The 17,578-nt window shown below is 67.8% G+C and carries 18 protein-coding genes; 10 read left to right on the top strand and 8 right to left on the bottom strand.

Annotation, left to right across the window (positions count from 1 at the left end; all coding sequences use genetic code 11):
• Positions 1 to 44 precede the first annotated feature (44 nt).
• Positions 45 to 605, bottom strand: a complete 561-nt coding sequence (locus LZD57_RS12205; protein ID WP_233718787.1) for a MarR family winged helix-turn-helix transcriptional regulator — start codon at positions 603 to 605, stop codon at positions 45 to 47.
• A gap of 116 nt (positions 606 to 721) precedes the next feature.
• On the opposite strand from LZD57_RS12205, the gene LZD57_RS12200 reads away from it, so the two are divergent.
• Together LZD57_RS12200 and LZD57_RS12195 are read left to right on the top strand one after the other, a co-directional pair.
• Positions 722 to 2,005 carry an amidohydrolase/deacetylase family metallohydrolase gene (locus tag LZD57_RS12200; RefSeq protein ID WP_233718786.1) on the top strand — a complete coding sequence of 428 codons (1,284 nt, stop codon included), beginning with the start codon at positions 722 to 724 and terminating at the stop codon, positions 2,003 to 2,005.
• Positions 2,002 to 2,877 carry an alpha/beta hydrolase gene (locus LZD57_RS12195; protein WP_233718784.1) on the top strand — a complete coding sequence of 292 codons (876 nt, stop codon included), beginning with the start codon at positions 2,002 to 2,004 and terminating at the stop codon, positions 2,875 to 2,877. The genes LZD57_RS12200 and LZD57_RS12195 overlap by 4 nt, the downstream gene beginning before the upstream one ends.
• Before the next feature lie 10 nt (positions 2,878 to 2,887).
• Here the strand turns inward: LZD57_RS12195 and LZD57_RS12190 are convergent, their stop codons facing one another.
• Genes LZD57_RS12190 through LZD57_RS12180 form a run of 3 tightly spaced genes read right to left on the bottom strand, consistent with a single transcriptional unit; the run spans position 2,888 to position 5,070 of the window.
• Positions 2,888 to 3,253, bottom strand: coding sequence for a Rieske (2Fe-2S) protein (locus tag LZD57_RS12190; RefSeq protein WP_233718783.1), 366 nt, complete (start codon positions 3,251 to 3,253; stop codon positions 2,888 to 2,890).
• A complete protein-coding gene (locus LZD57_RS12185; RefSeq protein ID WP_420844759.1) occupies positions 3,244 to 3,864 on the bottom strand; it encodes a flavin reductase family protein in 621 nt (206 codons plus the stop codon). The genes LZD57_RS12190 and LZD57_RS12185 overlap by 10 nt, the downstream gene beginning before the upstream one ends.
• A gap of 60 nt (positions 3,865 to 3,924) precedes the next feature.
• Positions 3,925 to 5,070 carry a DSD1 family PLP-dependent enzyme gene (locus LZD57_RS12180; RefSeq protein ID WP_233718781.1) on the bottom strand — a complete coding sequence of 382 codons (1,146 nt, stop codon included), beginning with the start codon at positions 5,068 to 5,070 and terminating at the stop codon, positions 3,925 to 3,927.
• Between the two features lie 82 nt (positions 5,071 to 5,152).
• Between LZD57_RS12180 and LZD57_RS12175 the strand changes: the two genes are divergently transcribed.
• The 7 genes from LZD57_RS12175 (at position 5,153) to LZD57_RS12145 (ending at position 12,779) form a co-directional block, all read left to right on the top strand.
• Positions 5,153 to 6,334, top strand: coding sequence for an ROK family transcriptional regulator (locus LZD57_RS12175; protein WP_233718779.1), 1,182 nt, complete (start codon positions 5,153 to 5,155; stop codon positions 6,332 to 6,334).
• Between the two features lie 269 nt (positions 6,335 to 6,603).
• Complete coding sequence (locus LZD57_RS12170) at positions 6,604 to 7,866, top strand: ABC transporter substrate-binding protein (protein WP_233718778.1); 1,263 nt, start codon at positions 6,604 to 6,606, stop codon at positions 7,864 to 7,866.
• 53 nt (positions 7,867 to 7,919) lie between these two features.
• Positions 7,920 to 8,804: a carbohydrate ABC transporter permease gene (locus LZD57_RS12165; protein WP_233718776.1), complete on the top strand. Its 885-nt coding sequence runs from the start codon at positions 7,920 to 7,922 to the stop codon at positions 8,802 to 8,804.
• The gene (locus tag LZD57_RS12160; protein ID WP_233718775.1) at positions 8,801 to 9,676 is read left to right on the top strand and encodes a carbohydrate ABC transporter permease; all 876 of its coding nucleotides are present in this window, start codon (positions 8,801 to 8,803) and stop codon (positions 9,674 to 9,676) included. The genes LZD57_RS12165 and LZD57_RS12160 overlap by 4 nt, the downstream gene beginning before the upstream one ends.
• 18 nt (positions 9,677 to 9,694) lie before the next feature.
• Positions 9,695 to 10,801 (top strand): ABC transporter ATP-binding protein, encoded by a 1,107-nt coding sequence (locus LZD57_RS12155; RefSeq protein WP_233718773.1) that lies wholly within the window; start codon positions 9,695 to 9,697, stop codon positions 10,799 to 10,801.
• 32 nt (positions 10,802 to 10,833) lie between these two features.
• A complete protein-coding gene (locus LZD57_RS12150; protein ID WP_233718772.1) occupies positions 10,834 to 11,781 on the top strand; it encodes an N-acetylglucosamine kinase in 948 nt (315 codons plus the stop codon).
• A complete protein-coding gene (locus LZD57_RS12145) occupies positions 11,778 to 12,779 on the top strand; it encodes an SIS domain-containing protein (RefSeq protein ID WP_233718770.1) in 1,002 nt (333 codons plus the stop codon). Before LZD57_RS12150 ends, LZD57_RS12145 begins: the two co-directional genes overlap by 4 nt.
• 378 nt (positions 12,780 to 13,157) lie before the next feature.
• Here the strand turns inward: LZD57_RS12145 and LZD57_RS12140 are convergent, their stop codons facing one another.
• From LZD57_RS12140 to LZD57_RS12125, 4 genes are all read right to left on the bottom strand, one after another.
• Positions 13,158 to 14,147 (bottom strand): L,D-transpeptidase family protein, encoded by a 990-nt coding sequence (locus LZD57_RS12140; protein ID WP_233718769.1) that lies wholly within the window; start codon positions 14,145 to 14,147, stop codon positions 13,158 to 13,160.
• A 303-nt stretch (positions 14,148 to 14,450) separates the two neighbouring features.
• Positions 14,451 to 15,404, bottom strand: coding sequence for an acetyl-CoA carboxylase carboxyltransferase subunit alpha (locus LZD57_RS12135; protein WP_233718767.1), 954 nt, complete (start codon positions 15,402 to 15,404; stop codon positions 14,451 to 14,453).
• A 232-nt stretch (positions 15,405 to 15,636) separates the two neighbouring features.
• Positions 15,637 to 16,602, bottom strand: coding sequence for a site-specific tyrosine recombinase XerD (locus LZD57_RS12130; protein WP_338034685.1), 966 nt, complete (start codon positions 16,600 to 16,602; stop codon positions 15,637 to 15,639).
• On the bottom strand, positions 16,599 to 16,787 hold the full coding sequence (locus LZD57_RS12125) for a hypothetical protein (RefSeq protein WP_233718766.1): 189 nt from the start codon (positions 16,785 to 16,787) through the stop codon (positions 16,599 to 16,601). The genes LZD57_RS12130 and LZD57_RS12125 overlap by 4 nt, the downstream gene beginning before the upstream one ends.
• A gap of 165 nt (positions 16,788 to 16,952) precedes the next feature.
• Between LZD57_RS12125 and LZD57_RS12120 the strand changes: the two genes are divergently transcribed.
• Positions 16,953 to 17,534, top strand: coding sequence for a shikimate kinase (locus LZD57_RS12120; RefSeq protein WP_233718764.1), 582 nt, complete (start codon positions 16,953 to 16,955; stop codon positions 17,532 to 17,534).
• Positions 17,535 to 17,578 lie beyond the last annotated feature (44 nt).

Raw genomic sequence — 17,578 nt, 5'->3', positions numbered from 1 at the left:
GCCGCAGTAGCCGTGGTCACCGCCGCGTCCGGGCGTTCCTGCGGTCAACCGTTCGGGCGACTTTCCTCGCGTCCGGCCGACGCGGGGCCTGCCCCGCCGAAACGGCGCATCGCGTCCTCTCCGTCCATCGGTTCTCCATCGGACGGGCCGTCATGGGCCGCCACCAGCTTCTGCATCAGAGCGATCAACTGCGCCTGCTCCGCCGGGTCGAGCCGCTCCACCGTCGCCTGGTGGGCCCTGCGAACCGCCGCCTCCATCGCCACCAGCAGCGCGTGCCCCGCCGGCGTCAGCCGGCAGGTCTGGGCGCGGCGGTCGCGCGTGCCGACCTGGCGCCGGACGAGATCGCGCCCTTCCAGCCGCTTCAAGGCGCCGGTCGTCGTCGTGCGGTCGAGCGCGACGGCGCGGGCAAGGCTCGTCTGGTCCGCCTCGCCGGTCTCTCCCAGGGTCGACAGAAGGCTGTATTGCACCGGCGTCACGGCGAACTCGGCGCACAGCGTGCTGAACAGGCTGACATGGATCTGATAGAGGCGCCGCGCCAGAAAGCCCGGCCGCTCGTCCAGCGGCCAATGCGTCAGTCCGCCCTGCGGCACCCCGGGATCTGCCATCTCGTCCTTCCTCTCGGGCCGCGCATGGGGCGACCGGTCGCTTGCACTGGAATGCGAAGTATGCTTCGCTTTTCCCATCACGTCCACATCGCCACGCCGCCGCGAAGGAAAACGCCATGGAAGTCAGCGGATACGATCTCGTTCTCAAGGGCGGGCGGGTGATCTGCCCGGCCTCGGGGATCGACGGCATCAACGACGTCGCCGTCAAGGACGGGCGAATCGCCGCCATCGCGCCGACCATCCTGCCGGCCAGCGCCAGGGAGGTCGTCGACGTCTCCGGCAAGCTGGTGCTGCCGGGGATGATCGACACGCACGGCCACGTCTACCAGTATGTCACCGGCCGTTTCGGACTGCCGGCGGACATGGTCGGCGTCCATTCCGGCGTCACCACCGTCGTCGATCAGGGCGGCCCGTCCTGCATGACGCTTCCCGGCTTTCGCAAATTCATCGCCGAGCCGGCGAAGACCCGCGTCATGGCGTTTCTCTCGGCCTATCTCGTCGGCGGCCTCGAGGGGCATTTCTATCCCAATCTCTACAGCCCGGACGGGGTCGACGTCGAAGCGACCGTCCGCTCGGCGCGGGCCAACAAGGACATCGTGCGCGGCATCAAGGGCCATGCCGAGATCGGCGGCTTCGCCCGCTGGGGCATCAAGGTGATGGAACTGGCGGCCGAGATCAGCCGGCGCTCGGACCTGCCGCTCTACGTCCATTTCGGCCAGCTCTGGGGCCTTCCCGAAAGCGGCGCCAACGGCGAGGACGCCGACACGATCATGGAGCGGGTGATCCCGCTTCTGCGCCCCGGCGACGTTCTGGCGCATCCGTTCACGCGCCATCCCGGCGGCTTCATCAACGAACAGGGCGAGGTGCATCACATCATCCAGACCGCCATGGATGCCGGTCTGAAGGTCGATGTCGGCCATGGCAGCCACTTCTCCTACCGGGTGGCCAAGGCGGCGCTCCCGGCGGGCGTGATCCCCTATACGCTGGGCGCCGACATGCACGGCTACAACACCGAGATCCCCGAGGTGCCGGCCCCCGCGGGAACGCCCGAGGAGCATCACGACGACGAGAACCATCCCTTCAAGGGCCAGGCGCGCTTCAGCCTCACCCAGGCGATGAGTTCGATGATGACCCTCGGCCTGTCGCTGGAGGAGGTCGTCCCCATGGTGACCAGCCATCCGGCCGAGATGCTGGGCATGAGCGAGGAGATCGGCAGCCTCGCCGTCGGACGCGTCGCCGACGTGTCGGTGCTTCACGACGATCGCGGCCGCTTCCTCCTGCGCGACAACGAGGACATGCGCATCATCGCCGAGCGTCTCCTGCGCCCCGCATTCTGCCTCAGGGCCGGCGAGCGTTTCGATGCCGACGCGCCGATCCTGCCGGTGGCGGTCGCGGCATGAGCGGGACCGAGCCGGCGCCCGCCCCCCAGGACGTCTGGGCAAAACTTTCCCAGGCCGAGCGGGACGCCGCCTACGACAACAACGCGGCGGTGAAGAACAGCGCCGATCTGGTGGCGGCGCGCGATCGCGCCTCCACCAAGCTGCGCGGGACCTATCCGGCCAAGCTCGATCTCTCCTATGGCGGCAAGGAGCGCATGCTCTTCGACCTCTACCCCGCCGCCGATCCGAACGCCCCCTGCCTGGTCTTCATCCATGGCGGCTACTGGCAGAAGAACTCGCGCGAGGTCTTCGCCGCCTATGCCGAGGGGCCGCTCGAGGCCGGCTGGTCGGTGGCGATGCCGAGCCACACCCTCGCCCCCCACGCCAGCCTGACGGACATCGTCGCGGAGATCGGCGACGCCCTCGACTGGATCGCCCGGGAAGGCCGCATGCACGGCATCGGCGGGCCGATCGTGCTGGCGGGCTGGTCGGCGGGCGCCCAGCTGACCGCGATGCTGCTCGGCCATTCCTCGGTCGTGGCGGGACTGGCGGTTTCCGGCGTCTACGAACTCGGCCCGATCCGGGACACCTATCTGAACGAGGCGCTGAAGCTCACCGATCGGGAAATCGAGACGCTCTCGCCGCTGCGCCTGCCGGTGACCCGGAAGCCGCTCGCCGTCGCCTACGGCTCCCGCGAGGTTCCGGCCCTCGTCCACGATGCGATGCGCCTGCACGCCAAGCGCGCCGCGGCGGGCGCTCCGGGGCCGCTGATCGCCATCGAGGGCGCCGACCATTTCACCATCCTCGACGAATTGCGGTCGCCCTCCGGCCGTCTCGTCGCGGCGGCGACGGAACTCTTGCCCGAAGGACGGCGCCCGCAGGGCCGGGCCTGACGGCAGCGCCTCAAGGGGCCGGCCGGGCCGAGGGAATCGCGATGAAGACGACGCCGCCGCGAACCTCGAGAGGATAGGTTTTCGGCGGGGCGAAGGACCAACCGGCCGCGACCGCCCCGCTCGACAGGTCGAAGGAGGCCTGATGACGCGGGCAATGCAACCGGCCGGCCGCGCACCATCCCTCCGACAGATCCGCTCCTTCATGCGGGCAGGCCCGCTGAAACGCATAGAACCGCGCGCCGTCCCGCACCACGACGACGACGTGGCCGGCGACGGCAGCGGGGCGCAGCGCGCCGTCTGCCAGCTCCGATGCCGGAAACAACGGATGCCAGCGCGGCGCCTCGCCCGGGCGCCCCTCCTCGCCGGTCAGTCCCATCGAAATTCCTTGGCCGGCCGCGCCGTCCGCGAGCCCCGATCGCGGAGCCTGTCGCGGCCATGCGATCGGATGCGTCCGGCGACGCGGCGCGACGTCATCAGAAGACCCCGACGCCGCGACGCTCGACGTCGCACGCGCTCGGCGGGGCGTGATCGAAGTAGTCCCGAACCCAGAGCCTGGGCTGCCGTCGCGGCCATCGCCTCGACATTGGCGCGATCGACGATGTGGATCGTGAACACCTCGGTCATGGGGATATTCTGGGTCGTGTCCTCATGGCTGCGGTCCGGCCGGTTCCCGACCCCGATCGCGACAGTCGTAGGGTCTGCGGAGAGGCAGTTGAAGAAGGAATAGGGGGCGGCGTTCACCACCCCGTCGGGCGAAATCGTCGTCACCCAGGCGATCGGCTCGATAGTGCAGATGTGGATCGGATACGATCTTGCCTCCCGAATTAATACGATCCGTCCTCCAGCGCACGCGACTTTTCGATCGTCGAGGGACGCGTCGCCTGTTTCGCGGCCGAAGGAGCCGACCTGCCGCGACGGACGTCCCCCGATCACCGCCGGCGGTCCAGCTCCGCCGTCCGTGGTGGGGCGCCGGCCGGCGATGGGCACGGGGCGAAGCCAGGGCAGCCGGGATGGCCTCGCCGCTTGCAGGCAAGGGCGGGGCTTTCGTCAGAAGACCTTGCCGCGCGCGGTCACCGGCCAGAGGGTCTCGACCGTTTCGCCGCGCAGCGCGACGAACCAGTCGTGGAGATTGCAGGTCGGGTCGCAATGGCCGGGCACGAGCCTGATCCGCTCGTCGATCGCGACGTCCCCACCGTCGATCGCGAGGACGCCGTGCTCGTCGGAAGCGCCGTCGTATCGCACTCCTTCCCTGCCGAACACCCGCGGCAGGCCGCTGTCGACGGCAAGGGCCTTCAGGCCCGCGTCGCAGACGGCGCGATCGGGCCTTGGACGGCTCATGACGGAGGTCAGGACGAAGAGGGCATTCTCGAAGCCGCCCACCCGCCCGCCGTCTTCGGCGCGGATCCGCTCGTAGTCGGCATCCATGAAGACGTAGGAGCCGCATTGCAGTTCGTTGTAGACGCCCGAACGCGCCTCGAAGGGAAAGCTCCCCGTGCCGGCGCCGCCGACGATGTCGCAGGCGAGGCCGGCGTCCCAAAGGAGCGAAACCGTCCGGGCCGTGACGTCGGCGGCCGCCGCGATGGTGGCGGCCCGTTCGGCGGGATCGGCGATGTGCTGGGCGGGACCGTGATAAGCCTGCAGACCGGCGAAACGCAGCCCCTCCGCCGCCGCGATCGCCTGCGCGAGGCCCACGGCGGGTGCGCCGGGACGGATGCCGCAGCGGCCGGCACCGCAGTCGATCTCGACCAGAGCCTCGACGGTGACGCCGTGGCGTCGCGCCGCCCGTGACAGCGGCCCGACATTCTCCGGATCGTCGACGCAGACGACGATCCGGGCCCGCTCGGCGAGCCGGGCCAAGCGGTCGAGCTTGACCGGATCGCGCACCTCGTTGGTGACCAGGATGTCGCCGATGCCGGCGCGCACCATGGCTTCGGCTTCCGAAACCTTCTGACAGCAGATCCCGCAGGCCCCGCCCCGACCGATCTGCAGCGCGGCAATGTCGGCCGACTTGTGGCTCTTGGCATGCGCCCGCAGGCGCATTCCCGCCGCCGCGGCATGGGTGCGCATCCGGTCGAGATTGCGTTCGAGGGCATCGAGGTCGACGACCAGGGCCGGCGTCTGCACGTCGCTGAGGGCCATGCCGGGCAGGGCCGGCACGTCGTAGCCGATTTCGAACGCCGACCAATCACGCATTTTGCCATTTTCCCTTTGCCGTGACATATGCTTCCTCCAATCGGATCATCACGCCACGATAATTCATAAAGCTTCATAACAAATGGGTTTCAGTCATTTGTCGAGACCGGGCGAGAGTTTTTCGGCGGCCGAACTGACGCCGAGCGCCAAGGCGGTTTTTCGCAGCCTCGTGGCGAGCGGCCCGGCAACCCGGCCGCAGATCGGCGAGCAACTGGCGCTGTCGCGGCCGACCATGTCGGCCTCGATCGGCGAACTGGAGCGGCTCGGCTATGTCGAAAAGGTCGGCGAATCGCAAGGCAGCCTCGGGCGCAAGGCGGCACTCTACCGCGTCGGCGCCGGTGCCGGCCGCGTGATGGCGATCGACGCCGGCTCGACCCATGTGCGGCTTCGGGTGGCGACGCTCGACCACCGCCTGCTGCACAGCCGCACCTACCGCCTGCCGGCCAGCCATCGGCTGATGAACGAGGAAATCAGCCGCGCCGTGGCCGAAGAGTTCGCGGCAGCCGCCGGCGAGGCGGAGACGGGCTGGGGGCCTTTGCGGGCCGTCGGCATCGCCCTGCCGTCGCGGGTGGTCGCCGACGGCGCCGAGCGGGCCGCCACCCGCCAGGACGAACTCTTCACCCACTTCGCGCCGCCAGCCGGCCCCGAACTCGTTTTGGAAAACAACGTCAACTGCGCTGCCGTCGCCGAGAGAGTCTACGGAGTCGCCAAGGGGCGGGACGACTTCGCCTATATCCAGATCGGCCTGAAGCTCGGCATGGGCCTGATGCTCTCCGGCCGGCTGATCCGCGGCCGCAACGGCGCGGCCGGCGAGATCGGCCACCTCGCCTACCCCTTTGCGCCCGGCCACACGCCCGTCGCCGGCGAGGCCGAGACCTATCTCGGCACGGAAATGCTGATGCGTCGCGTCCGCCAGGCGTGGCCCGAAAAGGCGGGGCCGCCCCCCGAAGACGCCGGCGCGCTTTTCCATCGCGCCGAAAACGGCGACGCTCCCGCCCGCGAGCACGTCGAGCGGCATGCCGCCGACATCGGGGCGCTGGTCGCGAGCTGCGTCGCCATCGTCGACCCCGGCCTCGTCGTCCTCGGCGGCGGGGTGGGAACCAGCCCGCTGATCCTTCCCGTCGTGCGGACGGTCGCAAACGCCCTCAGCTATCCGGTCGACGTCGAGACGAGTTCGCTCGGCCCCGACGCGACCGTGCTCGGCATCGAGAAGCTGGCCGTCGACCGCGCGCTCGACGTCGTGCTGGTGCAGACCTCGCCCTGACGAGAGGCGGCCCCACGGCCTCGCCGAACGGCCATGGGGCGTGAGCGCCACGGTCCTGCGCCGTCCCTCTTTTCCCTGCACCCGTTCGCCGTTCCGGCCGATCGGAGACATCGCTGAGACTGCCGCCGCGCGGCGCCTGAAGACTTGAAAACGGGCACGGCGCATTTTTCAGCTTGCGCGTCGTATTTTGTTTGTTAACATGCCTAACATAAGTCGCGCCCGGTCGAGCGGCTGAGAGTTTGATGCCCGTCGAGCAAATGGAGAGCCTCATGCGCAGTTCCGCCGTTGTGAAGTCAGCATCCGTCCTTTTGGCCATCGCGGCCAGCCCCGCCTTCGCCGACGAGCCGGTGACGCTCGAATACTGGGTCTATTCCGACTTCGCCCAGGGCGATGCGCTGGCGCTGCAGCAGACCTTCATTTCCGAGTTCAAGGAAAAGCACCCGAACGTCACCATCAACATCTCCGGGCGGGGCGACGACGACCTGACGGCCGGCCAGATCGCCGGCGCGGCGAGCGGCACCCTGCCCGACGTCTTCATGAACGGCCTGTCGGTTGGCGCACAGCTCGTCGAGGTCGGGGCGCTCTCCAATCTCTACCCGCTGTGGATGGAGATGCCCCAGTCCTACCGCGACCAGTTCGACGAGGACGCGCTGAAGAGCTGCATGCCGAAGCCGGAGGAACTCTACTGCCTGCCCTATACCGGCTTCGGCGAGATCATGTTCCGCAACCTGACCGTCCTGAAGGAAGCCGGCATCGACACCGCGAAGCCGCCCAAGGACTGGAACGAGTGGTACGCGCAGATGCAGGCCGTGCACGAGGCCGGCAAATACGCCGTTCCCGACCAGACCCAGGTCTTCAACTCGGTCGCCAGCACCTATGCGATCGTCGGCGGCATCGACGGCTGGGGCATCGATTTCGACGCGATGAAGACCAAGATCGATCCGGCGACCTATCAGAAGGTCCTGCAGCTCTTCGTCGACATGGCGCCGCTCAACAGCGGCACCAGCCGCAACGACCAGTCGACCAAGGACCTCTTCATCACCAACCAGCTGGCGTTCCACGTCGTCGGTCCGTGGGTCAATCCGACTTACGAGCAGGCGGCGAAGGAGTCCGGCCTGAAATACGACTTCGTACTGGTGCCAGGGATGAAGGAAGACCAGCACGGCGGCATCAAGAGCTACGAGATCGTCGGCGTGGCGCCGGGCGAGCACCAGAAGATCGCCTTCGAGTTCGCCGCCTACATCACCGAGAAGAACCAGATGGCCCGCTGGGCGAAGCTGCTGTCGCGCTACAACGCCAATGCCGAAGCCATGGCGGAGCCGGACGTCGCCGAACTGCCGCTGATCGAGAAGTCGGTTCAGGCGGTGAAATATGCCGTCGACGTCATGCCTCCCTATTTCGCCGGCGCCTATCCGAACTGCTACCGCTCGATCGTCACCGACAATGCCGCGATGGTCGCCGACGGCGATGCCACCCCTGAAGAGGGAGCGCAGGAACTGGTCGAGGAACTCAACGACTGCCTGGCGAACTGAGCGAAGAAAGCGCGTCCGGCCCTGCCGCCGGACGCCTGCCCGGAAAGCGTGCCATGAACTCCAGACATCTGCCGCACTACCTGATGGTTCTGCCCTTCGTGGCGCTGTTCGCGGCCTTCTTCCTCTATCCGATCGTCAGCGGCTTCTACTACAGCTTCCACGACTGGAACGCCGTGACCGAGCCGCACTTCGTCGGGCTCGCGAATTACGAGCGGATCGTCGGTTCGCGGGATTTCTCCCGCGCCATGTGGAACCTCGTCACCTACGTCGTCATCACCGTACCGCTCGGGATCGCGGTGGCCTTCGGCCTGGCGCTTCTCGTCGACAGCTTCAGCGGCTTCTGGTCGAACCTCTTCCGCAGCGTCTTCTTCCTGCCCGTCGTCCTTCCCGCCTTTCTCGCGGCGACGATCTGGCGGTGGATGTATGCGCCGAACTTCGGCCTGGTGAACATGGTGCTGGGCTGGTTCGGCTATCCGTCGGTCAACTTCCTCAACGACACCGACACGATGCTCTACTCGCTGATCGCGGTCGACATCTGGGTGTCGGCCGGCTTCAACATGGTCATCCTGCTCGCCGGCCTGAAGAACATTCCCGTCGACCTCTACGAGGCGGCGCGTCTCGACGGCGCGAGCCGGCTGCAGCAGGTGCGCCACGTGACCATCCCGATGCTGGCGCCGGTCCTCTTCTTCGTGATGACCTACGGCCTGATCTCGGCCCTCCAGGTCTTCGACGTCCCCTGGCTCCTCACCGGTTCGTCCTTCACCAACTACGGCGGCCGGCAGAACGCGCTGCTGTTTCCGGTGATGGACATGATGGGGCGCGCCTTCGGGTCGGTCCGCTTCGGCCAGGCCTCTGCCTACGGCTTCATTCTCACCGCGCTGATCATCGTCGTCACGGCCGGGATGTTCGGCCTCAGAGCCATGAGGAGAAAGGCATGACGATCGCGCTCGAAGCGACCGAGAGCCGCCGCAGGCGCTGGCCCACGATCACGGCCTGGGACCTGTGCCGCTGGGCCCTGGCGATCTCGGTGACGATCGTCGTGGTCTTCCCGATCTGGTGGATGATCAACGTCGTCTTCACCGAGCCCGGCACGCCCGTCTCGATCAATCCGCGGCTCTATCCGACCTCGTTTGCGGCCGGCTGGGACAAGGTCGCGATGATCCTGCGGGAGACCGGCTATCTCCACGCCTACTACATGTCGATGGCCTATGCGCTCCTGACCATCGCCGGCGTGCTCCTTCTCGGCTCGATGGCGGCCTTCGAATTCGCGCTGTTCGAGTTTCCCGGCAAGCGTCCGCTCTTCGGCCTGATCATGCTGTCCCTGATGGTGCCGACCGCCGTCACCATCATTCCGACCTATCTCCTCACCGCCGATCTCGGCTGGATCAACACGATGCAGGGCCTCGTCGCGCCCGGCCTCGCCTCGGCCTTCGGCCTGTTCCTCCTGGTCGAGTTCATGAAGGGCCTGCCGAAGGAGATGATCGAGGCGGCGCGGCTCGACGGGGCGCGGCATTTTCAGATCTACTGGCACGTCGTCCTTCCGCTGACGCGCAACGCCATGGTGACGCTGGCGATCCTCACCTTCATGAAGACCTGGGGCAATTTCATCTGGCCGCTCATCGTTCTGTCGAACGCCGAGAAATACACGGTCAGCCAGGTCGTCGGGCTCTTCAACGCGCCTTTCTCCCACCAGACGGTGGACGTGGTGATGACCGCCAATCTCCTCGCGGCCATCCCGCCGCTCCTCTTCTTCCTCATATTCCAGCGCAAGATCGTCGAGGGCATCGCGATGTCCGGATCGAAAGGCTGAGGCTTCACCGAGGCACAGATGGCACAACTCGATATCACAGGCGTCGCCAAGACGTTCGGCGCCGTCGACGTCCTGCGCGACATCAATCTCAACATCCGGTCGGGCGAGTTCGTCGTCTTCGTCGGCCCGTCCGGTTGCGGCAAGTCGACCCTGCTGCGCATCATCTCCGGTCTCGAAGAGGTCACCGCCGGCGAGCTTCGCCTCGACGGCGAGCGTCTCAACGACGTCGATCCGGCCCGCCGGGGCACGGCGATGGTGTTCCAGTCCTACGCCCTCTATCCGCACATGACGGCCGCCGAGAACATGGGCTTCAGCCTGAAGATGGCCGGCGCCAGGAAGTCGGAAATCCGCGAGAAGGTGGGCAAGGCCGCGGCGATCCTGCAGCTCGAACGGCACATGGACCGGCGACCGGGCCAGCTCTCCGGCGGCCAGAAGCAGCGCGTCGCCATCGGCCGGGCGATCGTGCGGGAGCCGAAGGTCTTCCTCTTCGACGAACCCCTGTCGAACCTCGACGCCGAGCTCAGGGTGCAGATGCGGGCCGAGCTGATCGATCTGCATCGCCGGCTGAAGACGACGATGATCTACGTCACCCACGATCAGGTCGAGGCGATGACGCTCGCCGACCGGATGGTCGTTCTCAATGGCGGCGTCATCCAGCAGTGCGGACGCCCGCTCGATCTCTACGACGATCCCGACAACCGCTTCGTCGCCGGCTTCATCGGCTCGCCGAAGATGAACTTCCTGTCGGCGACGGTGAGAGAGGTGCGCCCCGACGCGATCGTCCTCGACGACATCGGCGGTTCCTCGGCCTCCCTCGTCGTGCCGTTTCGCGGCTTCGACCCGTCCGGGCGGACCGTCGAGATCGGGATAAGGCCCGAACACGTGCGGCTCGCCCCTTCGAACGAACGGCTCGACGGCGACGTCGAGGTCGAGGTGACGCTGGTCGAAGAGCTCGGCGACGTGACTTACGTCCATGCGTCGATGCCCACGGGCGAGCGGGTCATCGCGCGCAGCGACGATGCCCGCCATCGCGCCGAGACGCCGAGCCGGATCCGGCTCGATCCGTCGCGCTTCCTTCTGTTCGATGCCGCCGGCCGGCGCATCCGTCAGTCCGGTGCCGCATGACCGTCGGAAAGGGCGACGAAGCCTCAGGCCCGATGGCGGTGGTCGGAATCGACATCGGCGGGACGAAGACGCATCTGCGGCTGCTTGGACCGGACCTTGCGAGGGACGAGATCGTCCCCACCGCCCGCTGGCGGTCGCGCGAATGGCACGCGGATGCCACCGCACTGCTCCGGCTGGTCCGCGAGCTTTGCGAAGGCACTCCCATCACGGCCATGGCCGTCGGCGCGCATGGCTGCGACGACGCGGCGGAATGCGAAGCCTTCGAGGCGGCCTTCGCCCCCATCAGCCCGTTTCCCGTCCGCGTCGTCAACGACGCCGAGCTGATGCCGGCGGCCCTCGGCCATCCGGGCGAGATCGGCCTCGTCGCCGGGACGGGATCGATCGCGGTCTGCCGCACGCCGTCCGGCGAGATGCTGGTCGCCGGCGGATGGGGCTGGATCATCGGCGACGAGGGCAGCGCCGCCAGCCTCGTCCGCGAGGCGGCGAAGGCGGTGGCACGCCATCTCGACGAAGGCGGCGCGCGGGACGAGCCGCTGGCGGCGGCGCTTTTCGAAGCCCTCGACATCCCCTCGCCGGCGCGGATCGGCAGCCGCCTCGGCCAGATCGGCGGGGCGGCCGTCGCCGGATCCTTCGCGCCCGTGGTCTTTGCCGCCGAAGCGGCGGGATCGGAACTCGCCGCGCGGGTGATCCGCGAAGGTGGAGGTTCGCTCGCCGAACTCGTCGCCCGGCTCGATCGCCGCGGCGCCGGTGCTTCGAGGGTCGTTGCCGGCGGCAGCGTGATCTCCTCGCAGCCGAGCCTCTGGCGTGCCTTCCGCGACGGCCTCGAGCAGAGCTGCGAGGGCCGGATCGAGCCACTTCTCTTCACCGGCGCGCCCGTCGAAGGCGCCTGCCGCCTCGCCGAGCACCTCGCCCGCAGCGAACCGGACGCGCTCTTCGTGCGACCCCGCACAGCCAACATGACAGCAAAGGCATCTTCATGAGCTATCGATCGACAGTCGCCCGGCAGACGCAATCGCTTGCCGACAGCCTCGCGGCGGCGCGAAGCGAACTCGCAGGCATGGACCTGTCCGGCTTCGGCAAAGGGCTGACGGCCGTGACCGGCATCGGTGCGAGCTTCGCCGCCGCGGTGATCGTGGCGAGCGAGATGCAGCGGCGGGGCAAGCGTGCCGTGCCGATCCGCGCGGTCGACATGGCCGAAGGCCGCGATCTCGCCGATTCGATCATCGCCCTGTCGCATCGCGGCCGCAGCGTCGAAACGGTCGACGCCCTGCGCAAGCTGCCGAACGCCGAGAGCCTGGCGATCACCAACAGTGCCGAAAGCCCGCTGGCCGAAGCCGCCGACCATCACGTGACGCAGGCGAACGGCGCCGACGCGACGCCGTCGAGCACCGGCTACACCGCGACGCTTCTCGTCGCCGGCCTCGTCCTCGACGCGATCACCGGCGCGCGCGGCGCCGACTGGGACTCGCTCCCCGAACAGGCCACGGCGATCTTCGAGACGGCGAATGCCAAGATGGACCGGCTCGGCCGCCTCTTCGCCAATCGTCGCGCCATCGACTGCGTCGGCGCGGGCGCGGCGCTCGGGACGGCGGACGAAGCCTCGCTGCTCATCCGCGAGGCCTCGCGCATCCCGGCCGCCGCCTACGACACCCGCCATTATCTGCACGGCCCGATGGAATCGATGGACGAGACGACCGGCGTCGTGATCTTCGGCAACGGCCGGGAACTGGAACTTGCCCGCCAACTCGACGAGATCGGCTGCCCGGCGCTGCTGATCACCGGCGAGACCGGAATTGCCGACGGCAAGACCCTGACGGTGATCGACGTGCCGAAATCGCAGGATCGTGTGCTGCAGGCGATCTACGACATCTTCGCGCCGCAGCTTCTCGCCGCCACCCTCTCCGATGCCGCCGGACTGACCGACACCAAGTTCCGCTACAAGCAGAGCGACACGAAGATCCTCGATCCCGCGGACTGATCCGCCAGAACCCGGAAGACGCCGACCGGACTCCAGTTCCGACACGCGAACCGATCCCTGCCAATCGACCCTGGCATCGTCCTCAAAAAGCGAGAGCCGGTCGGGCGTTTTCCATCGGACGGCCGGGGTAGCCCCACCGTCGACGAGCGGACATGAGGGCTGCGAACGGCAACCGACGGTCGATCTGCCGAATGGCGGCAAAGATGCAGCGTGCAGGCAATGGCCTCGGCATCATGCCGAAGAGGCTTCGAAACAGCGAAAAGGCCGGTGCAAGGACCGGCCTTTTTCATTTGTCCGCTTTCGGCGGGCGACTTTCCCTCCCGGCCACGTTTGGCGTCCATCGCCGGTTTGGCGCGGCCCGCCGCCCGTCGACGGACGTTATTCGAAGAGGCTGAAGATCGAACCGCCTCCGGCGCCGCCGACACGCTTGCCGTTCCGGTCGTAGCCTTCGCGGCGATGCTGCTCCTGGGCGTAGGCTTCCGCGGTGATCGGCTGGCCGGTGCGGTAGGAGAAGGTCGTCGAGGTGGCGAACTCGCTCGGGGCCATGCGGGCGGCAATTTCCTGCGCCTGGGCTTCGTCCGACTGATATTTCGCCGCGACGACCTGCGGCACCGCCACTTCGGGGCACGGACCCGCCGGCGACAGACCGGCAACCGTCTGGGCCGTCTGGTCGAAGATGTACTGACGCTCGCAGACGCCGACATTCGGCGGCAGATGCGTCGTCTCGAAATAATCCGAGCCCTTCTTCAGCATCTGCCAAAAGCCGTAGTGCTCGGAATTCTTGTGCCGCGCCATGTTCTTCGGCGTCATCCGGAAGGGATAGGCCTGGATCTGGAAGGCGCGCTGGCCGCCGTCGAAGGAATAGCGGGCGAGGGTGTAGATCTCCTGCACCTGCTCGTCGTCCATCGCATAGCAGCCCGACGAGTTGCAGGAGCCGTGGATCATCAGATGGGTGCCGGTCCGGCCGTTGGCCCGGTCATAGGCGTTGGGGTAGCCCATGTTGATGGCGAGGTGGTAGTTCGACTTCGGATTGAGCTGCGCCGGCGTCACCGTGTAGAAGCCCTCGGGTGCCTGGCGGTCGCCCTCCCTCTGCTTCGGCCCGAGCTTTCCGGACCAGGCGCAGATCTCGTAGGTCTTGAGCAGCGCGTAAGTGCCGTCGGTCTTCTGCTTCCAGACCTCCAGGTCCGACTCCTCCTTGAAGAGGCGGACGAGGATCGGCGAGTTGACCCCCATGTTGTTGGCCTGGATGGCCCGCGCCAGATCCGGCGGCAACGGCGCCTTTTCCGGCGCCAGATCCTCGTAATTGCAGGCGGAAACGGCCATCAGCGCGGCCATGGCCGCGGCCGTCAGGATACGTCGGACGAACATCCCCTCAAGTCCCCAATCGCCTGCGGCGAGCGCGTCATCGCCCACCGCCCCTCTCGAACGACCGCCGCGATCGACGGCCCCTCATCACGCCCTGGACACCCCTCGAAGAGCCCATCGCGACGCATGGTTGGCGGCAGTCTTTCACGATTGTCTTAAGCGGACGTAAACCGTGCCATCCCGACGCCGGGGCGCGACCCCTTTTTCGCACCCCATCGCTGCAGTCTGACCTGCGACGATGGCGACATTCTGGCAAATGACGATAGGGAATGGAAGTTGCGCCCTGTGGCCGGGCTGCAACTGTCGTCAGAGATTGCGACCGATGGCCAGGAACTTTTCCCGCCGCTGGCGCTTCAACTCCTCCCCCGAGAGGGGAGCGAGCGCGCCGAACGCCCGGCGAATCTGCTCTGCGGCGGCATCGACCGCCGTTTCCGGAGCCCGGTGGGCGCCGCCGAGCGGCTCCTCGACGATGGCGTCGATGATGCCGAATCCCATGAGATCCTGCGCCGTCATCTTCATCGCCTGGGCGACGTCGCGCGCCCGCGCCGCGTCCCGGTAGAGAATCGACGCGCCCGCCTCGGGCGCGATGACGTTGTAGATTGCGTGTTCCATCATCAGGACGCGGTTGGCCGCGGCGATCGCCATCGCCCCGCCCGAGCCGCCCTCGCCGATGACCAGCGAGACCAGCGGCACCTTCAGATTGAGGCAGGCCTCGATGGACCTTGCGATCGCCTCGGCCTGGCCACGCTCCTCGGCGCCGATGCCGGGATAGGCGCCGGCGGTGTCGACCAGCGTCAGGACGGGAATGCCGAAACGCTCGGCGAGATCCATGATCCGCACCGCCTTGCGGTAGCCCTCCGGCCGCGCCATGCCGAAATTGTGCTTCAGCCGCGTCTGCGTATCGGCGCCCTTTTCCTGGCCGATCACCGCGACCGAGGCGCCGTCGAAGCGGCCGAAGCCGGCGATGACCGCGTAGTCCTCGGCGTAGTAGCGGTCACCGGCGAGCGGCACGAAGTCGGTGATCAGCCGGCCGATGTAGTCGACGCAATGCGGCCGGTCCGGATGGCGGGCGACCTGGGTCTTCTGCCAGGGCGTGAGCTTCTTGTAGAGGTCCTCGAGCGCCTCTTTCGACCGCTTTTCCAGCCGGTCGATCTCGTCGGTCACCTTGACCGCGTCCTCGCCCGTCTCGATCTTCCTCAGCTCGATGATCTGGCCTTCCAGATCGGCGACCGGTTTTTCGAAATCCAGATAGTTGTGCATGCATCCTGCGGCTGCGGCCGTCCTGAGCGGATAAGCAAAAGAGCGCCGGGCGGCTGGGCGACCGCGGGGCGGCTGCGGCGATTCCGGCGCGTCGCCCCGCCTGCGGCGGGGAATTCATCGCGGCGGAAACTGGCGACGGGGCGCTGGAATGTCAAGGAAGCGCGTTTCGACGCTCCGTCGCCGAAGCCGACCCGGTAGCGTTTCCGCATTGTCGACCTGTACGCCGACGGCATCAATCCCGGCTCGCCGGTGACAACGGGTGATGATCGGTGACGAGCCGAATCAGCCGTTCTTCCAGGATGTGGGTGTAGATCTGCGTCGTCGAGATGTCGCTGTGGCCGAGAAGTTCCTGCACGGCGCGCAGGTCCGCCCCGTGCTTCAGGAGATGGCTGGCGAAGGCGTGGCGCAGGACGTGCGGCGAGATCTTCGCGGCGGGAATGCCGGCGCGGGCGGCGAGCGACTTCAGGTCGCGGGCGAAGGCCTGGCGGGTGAGATGGCCGGTCTCGGAGGCGGCGGGAAACAGAAAGCGCTCGTCGCCCTCCGGCTTTCGCCCCGGCGCCCTCGCCACCTCGACGTAACGGCGCATGGCGTCACCCGCAGCCTCGCCGATCGGCACCATGCGCTCCTTGCCGCCCTTGCCCCTGACGACGATCGCCTGACCCGTCGCCCGCAGCACCGCGCGCGGCAGGGCGACGAGTTCCGAGACGCGCAGCCCCGTCGCATAGAGAAGCTCGACCAGGGCACAGAGCCGCGCCGCCCGCAGCCTCGCCGATGGCGACAATGCCGGATTGCCGGCCTCTGCCGCGGCAAGATCGAGGAGCCGGTCGACCTCATCCTCGCCCATCACCTTGGGCAGCGGCCGCTTCTTCTTCGCCCCCGCGATCGGTCCCATCGGGTCGTCGGCCCGGTGCCCTTCGACATAGAGAAACCGGTAGAACTGGCGCAGTGCCGAAAGCCGGCGGGCCCGGCTCGAGTCGGCGAGGCCCTCGGCGGCGAGCGCCGCGACGTAGCCGCGGACGGCCTGCGTATCGGCGCTCTTCAGCGACAGGCCGCGGCCGGAAAAATGGCCGGCCGCATCCTCGAGGTCTCGCCGGTAGGCGTCGAGCGTGTTCTGCGCCGCGCCGCGCTCGACGGCCATCATCTCCAGAAAGGCTTCGGCTTCGAAGCCGGCGCCGCGCGCCGCCGCCGGAGCCGTCACGGCCGCAGCTCCGAGAGGCCGTCGGTCGCCGCCGGTTCGGCTTCCTCGCCCACCTCCGGCAGCGTCACGGGGACCGTCACCTCCGTCCGCGTCGGTTCGACGAAGTAGACGAGAGCGGCCATGATGCCGTAGATGGTGCCGCAAACGAGGGCAAGGATCGTCAAGAGGCGTACGAGTGTCGGCATCGGCGTCTGGCGAACTCAATTTCGAGCCACGGCTCGCGTCCCTGTGACCCGCTTCTAGTGGGAATATGGCGAGACGCAAGACGATAAGGGTGCCGACGCCCGATGCGGACGTCCCCGGCGTCGTCCGCGGAACGATATGCGCCGAGCGGAGGGACGGTCGAGCCGATGGATGGCGAGAGTGTTGAGGACAGGGGATCGACGATCCGGGAACGGCTCGGCGGACGGCCGATTGTCCTCGTCGGGCTGATGGGGGCCGGCAAGACCACGGTCGGACGCCGCGTCGCATCGCTGCTGTCGCTGCCCTTCGTCGACAGCGATGCCGAGATCGAGGCGGTCTCGACGATGACCGTTCCCGAGTTGTTCGAAGCCTACGGCGAACCGGAGTTCCGGGCGCTGGAGGCGCGGGTCATCGCCCGGCTGGTGCAGGATGGGCGGCGGGTGATCGCCACCGGCGGCGGCGCCTATATGAATGGCGAGACGCGGGCGCTTCTCGGCGACAAGGCGGTGACCGTCTGGCTGAAGGCCGATCTCGACACGCTGATGGAGCGGGTCGCCCGTCGGGCGGACCGGCCGCTCCTGAAGGCGTCGAACCCGCGAAAGGTGATGCAGGAACTCATGGACATGCGTTATCCCGTCTATGCCGGAGCCGATCTCACGGTGATGTCGCGGCCGGTCAAACGGGAGGTGATCGCAGACGAACTCGTCGCGGCACTCGGCAACCATTTGCATGGAGGGACGAGCCGTTGACCCCCTCCGGCGAAGCGCCCCTCGCCCCGCCCCGTTCGGTCCCC

This window comes from Jiella avicenniae (assembly GCF_021390325.1).
GTDB classification, from domain to species: domain Bacteria; phylum Pseudomonadota; class Alphaproteobacteria; order Rhizobiales; family Rhizobiaceae; genus Jiella; species Jiella avicenniae.
This window is presented reverse-complemented; position numbering and strand designations above follow the sequence as displayed.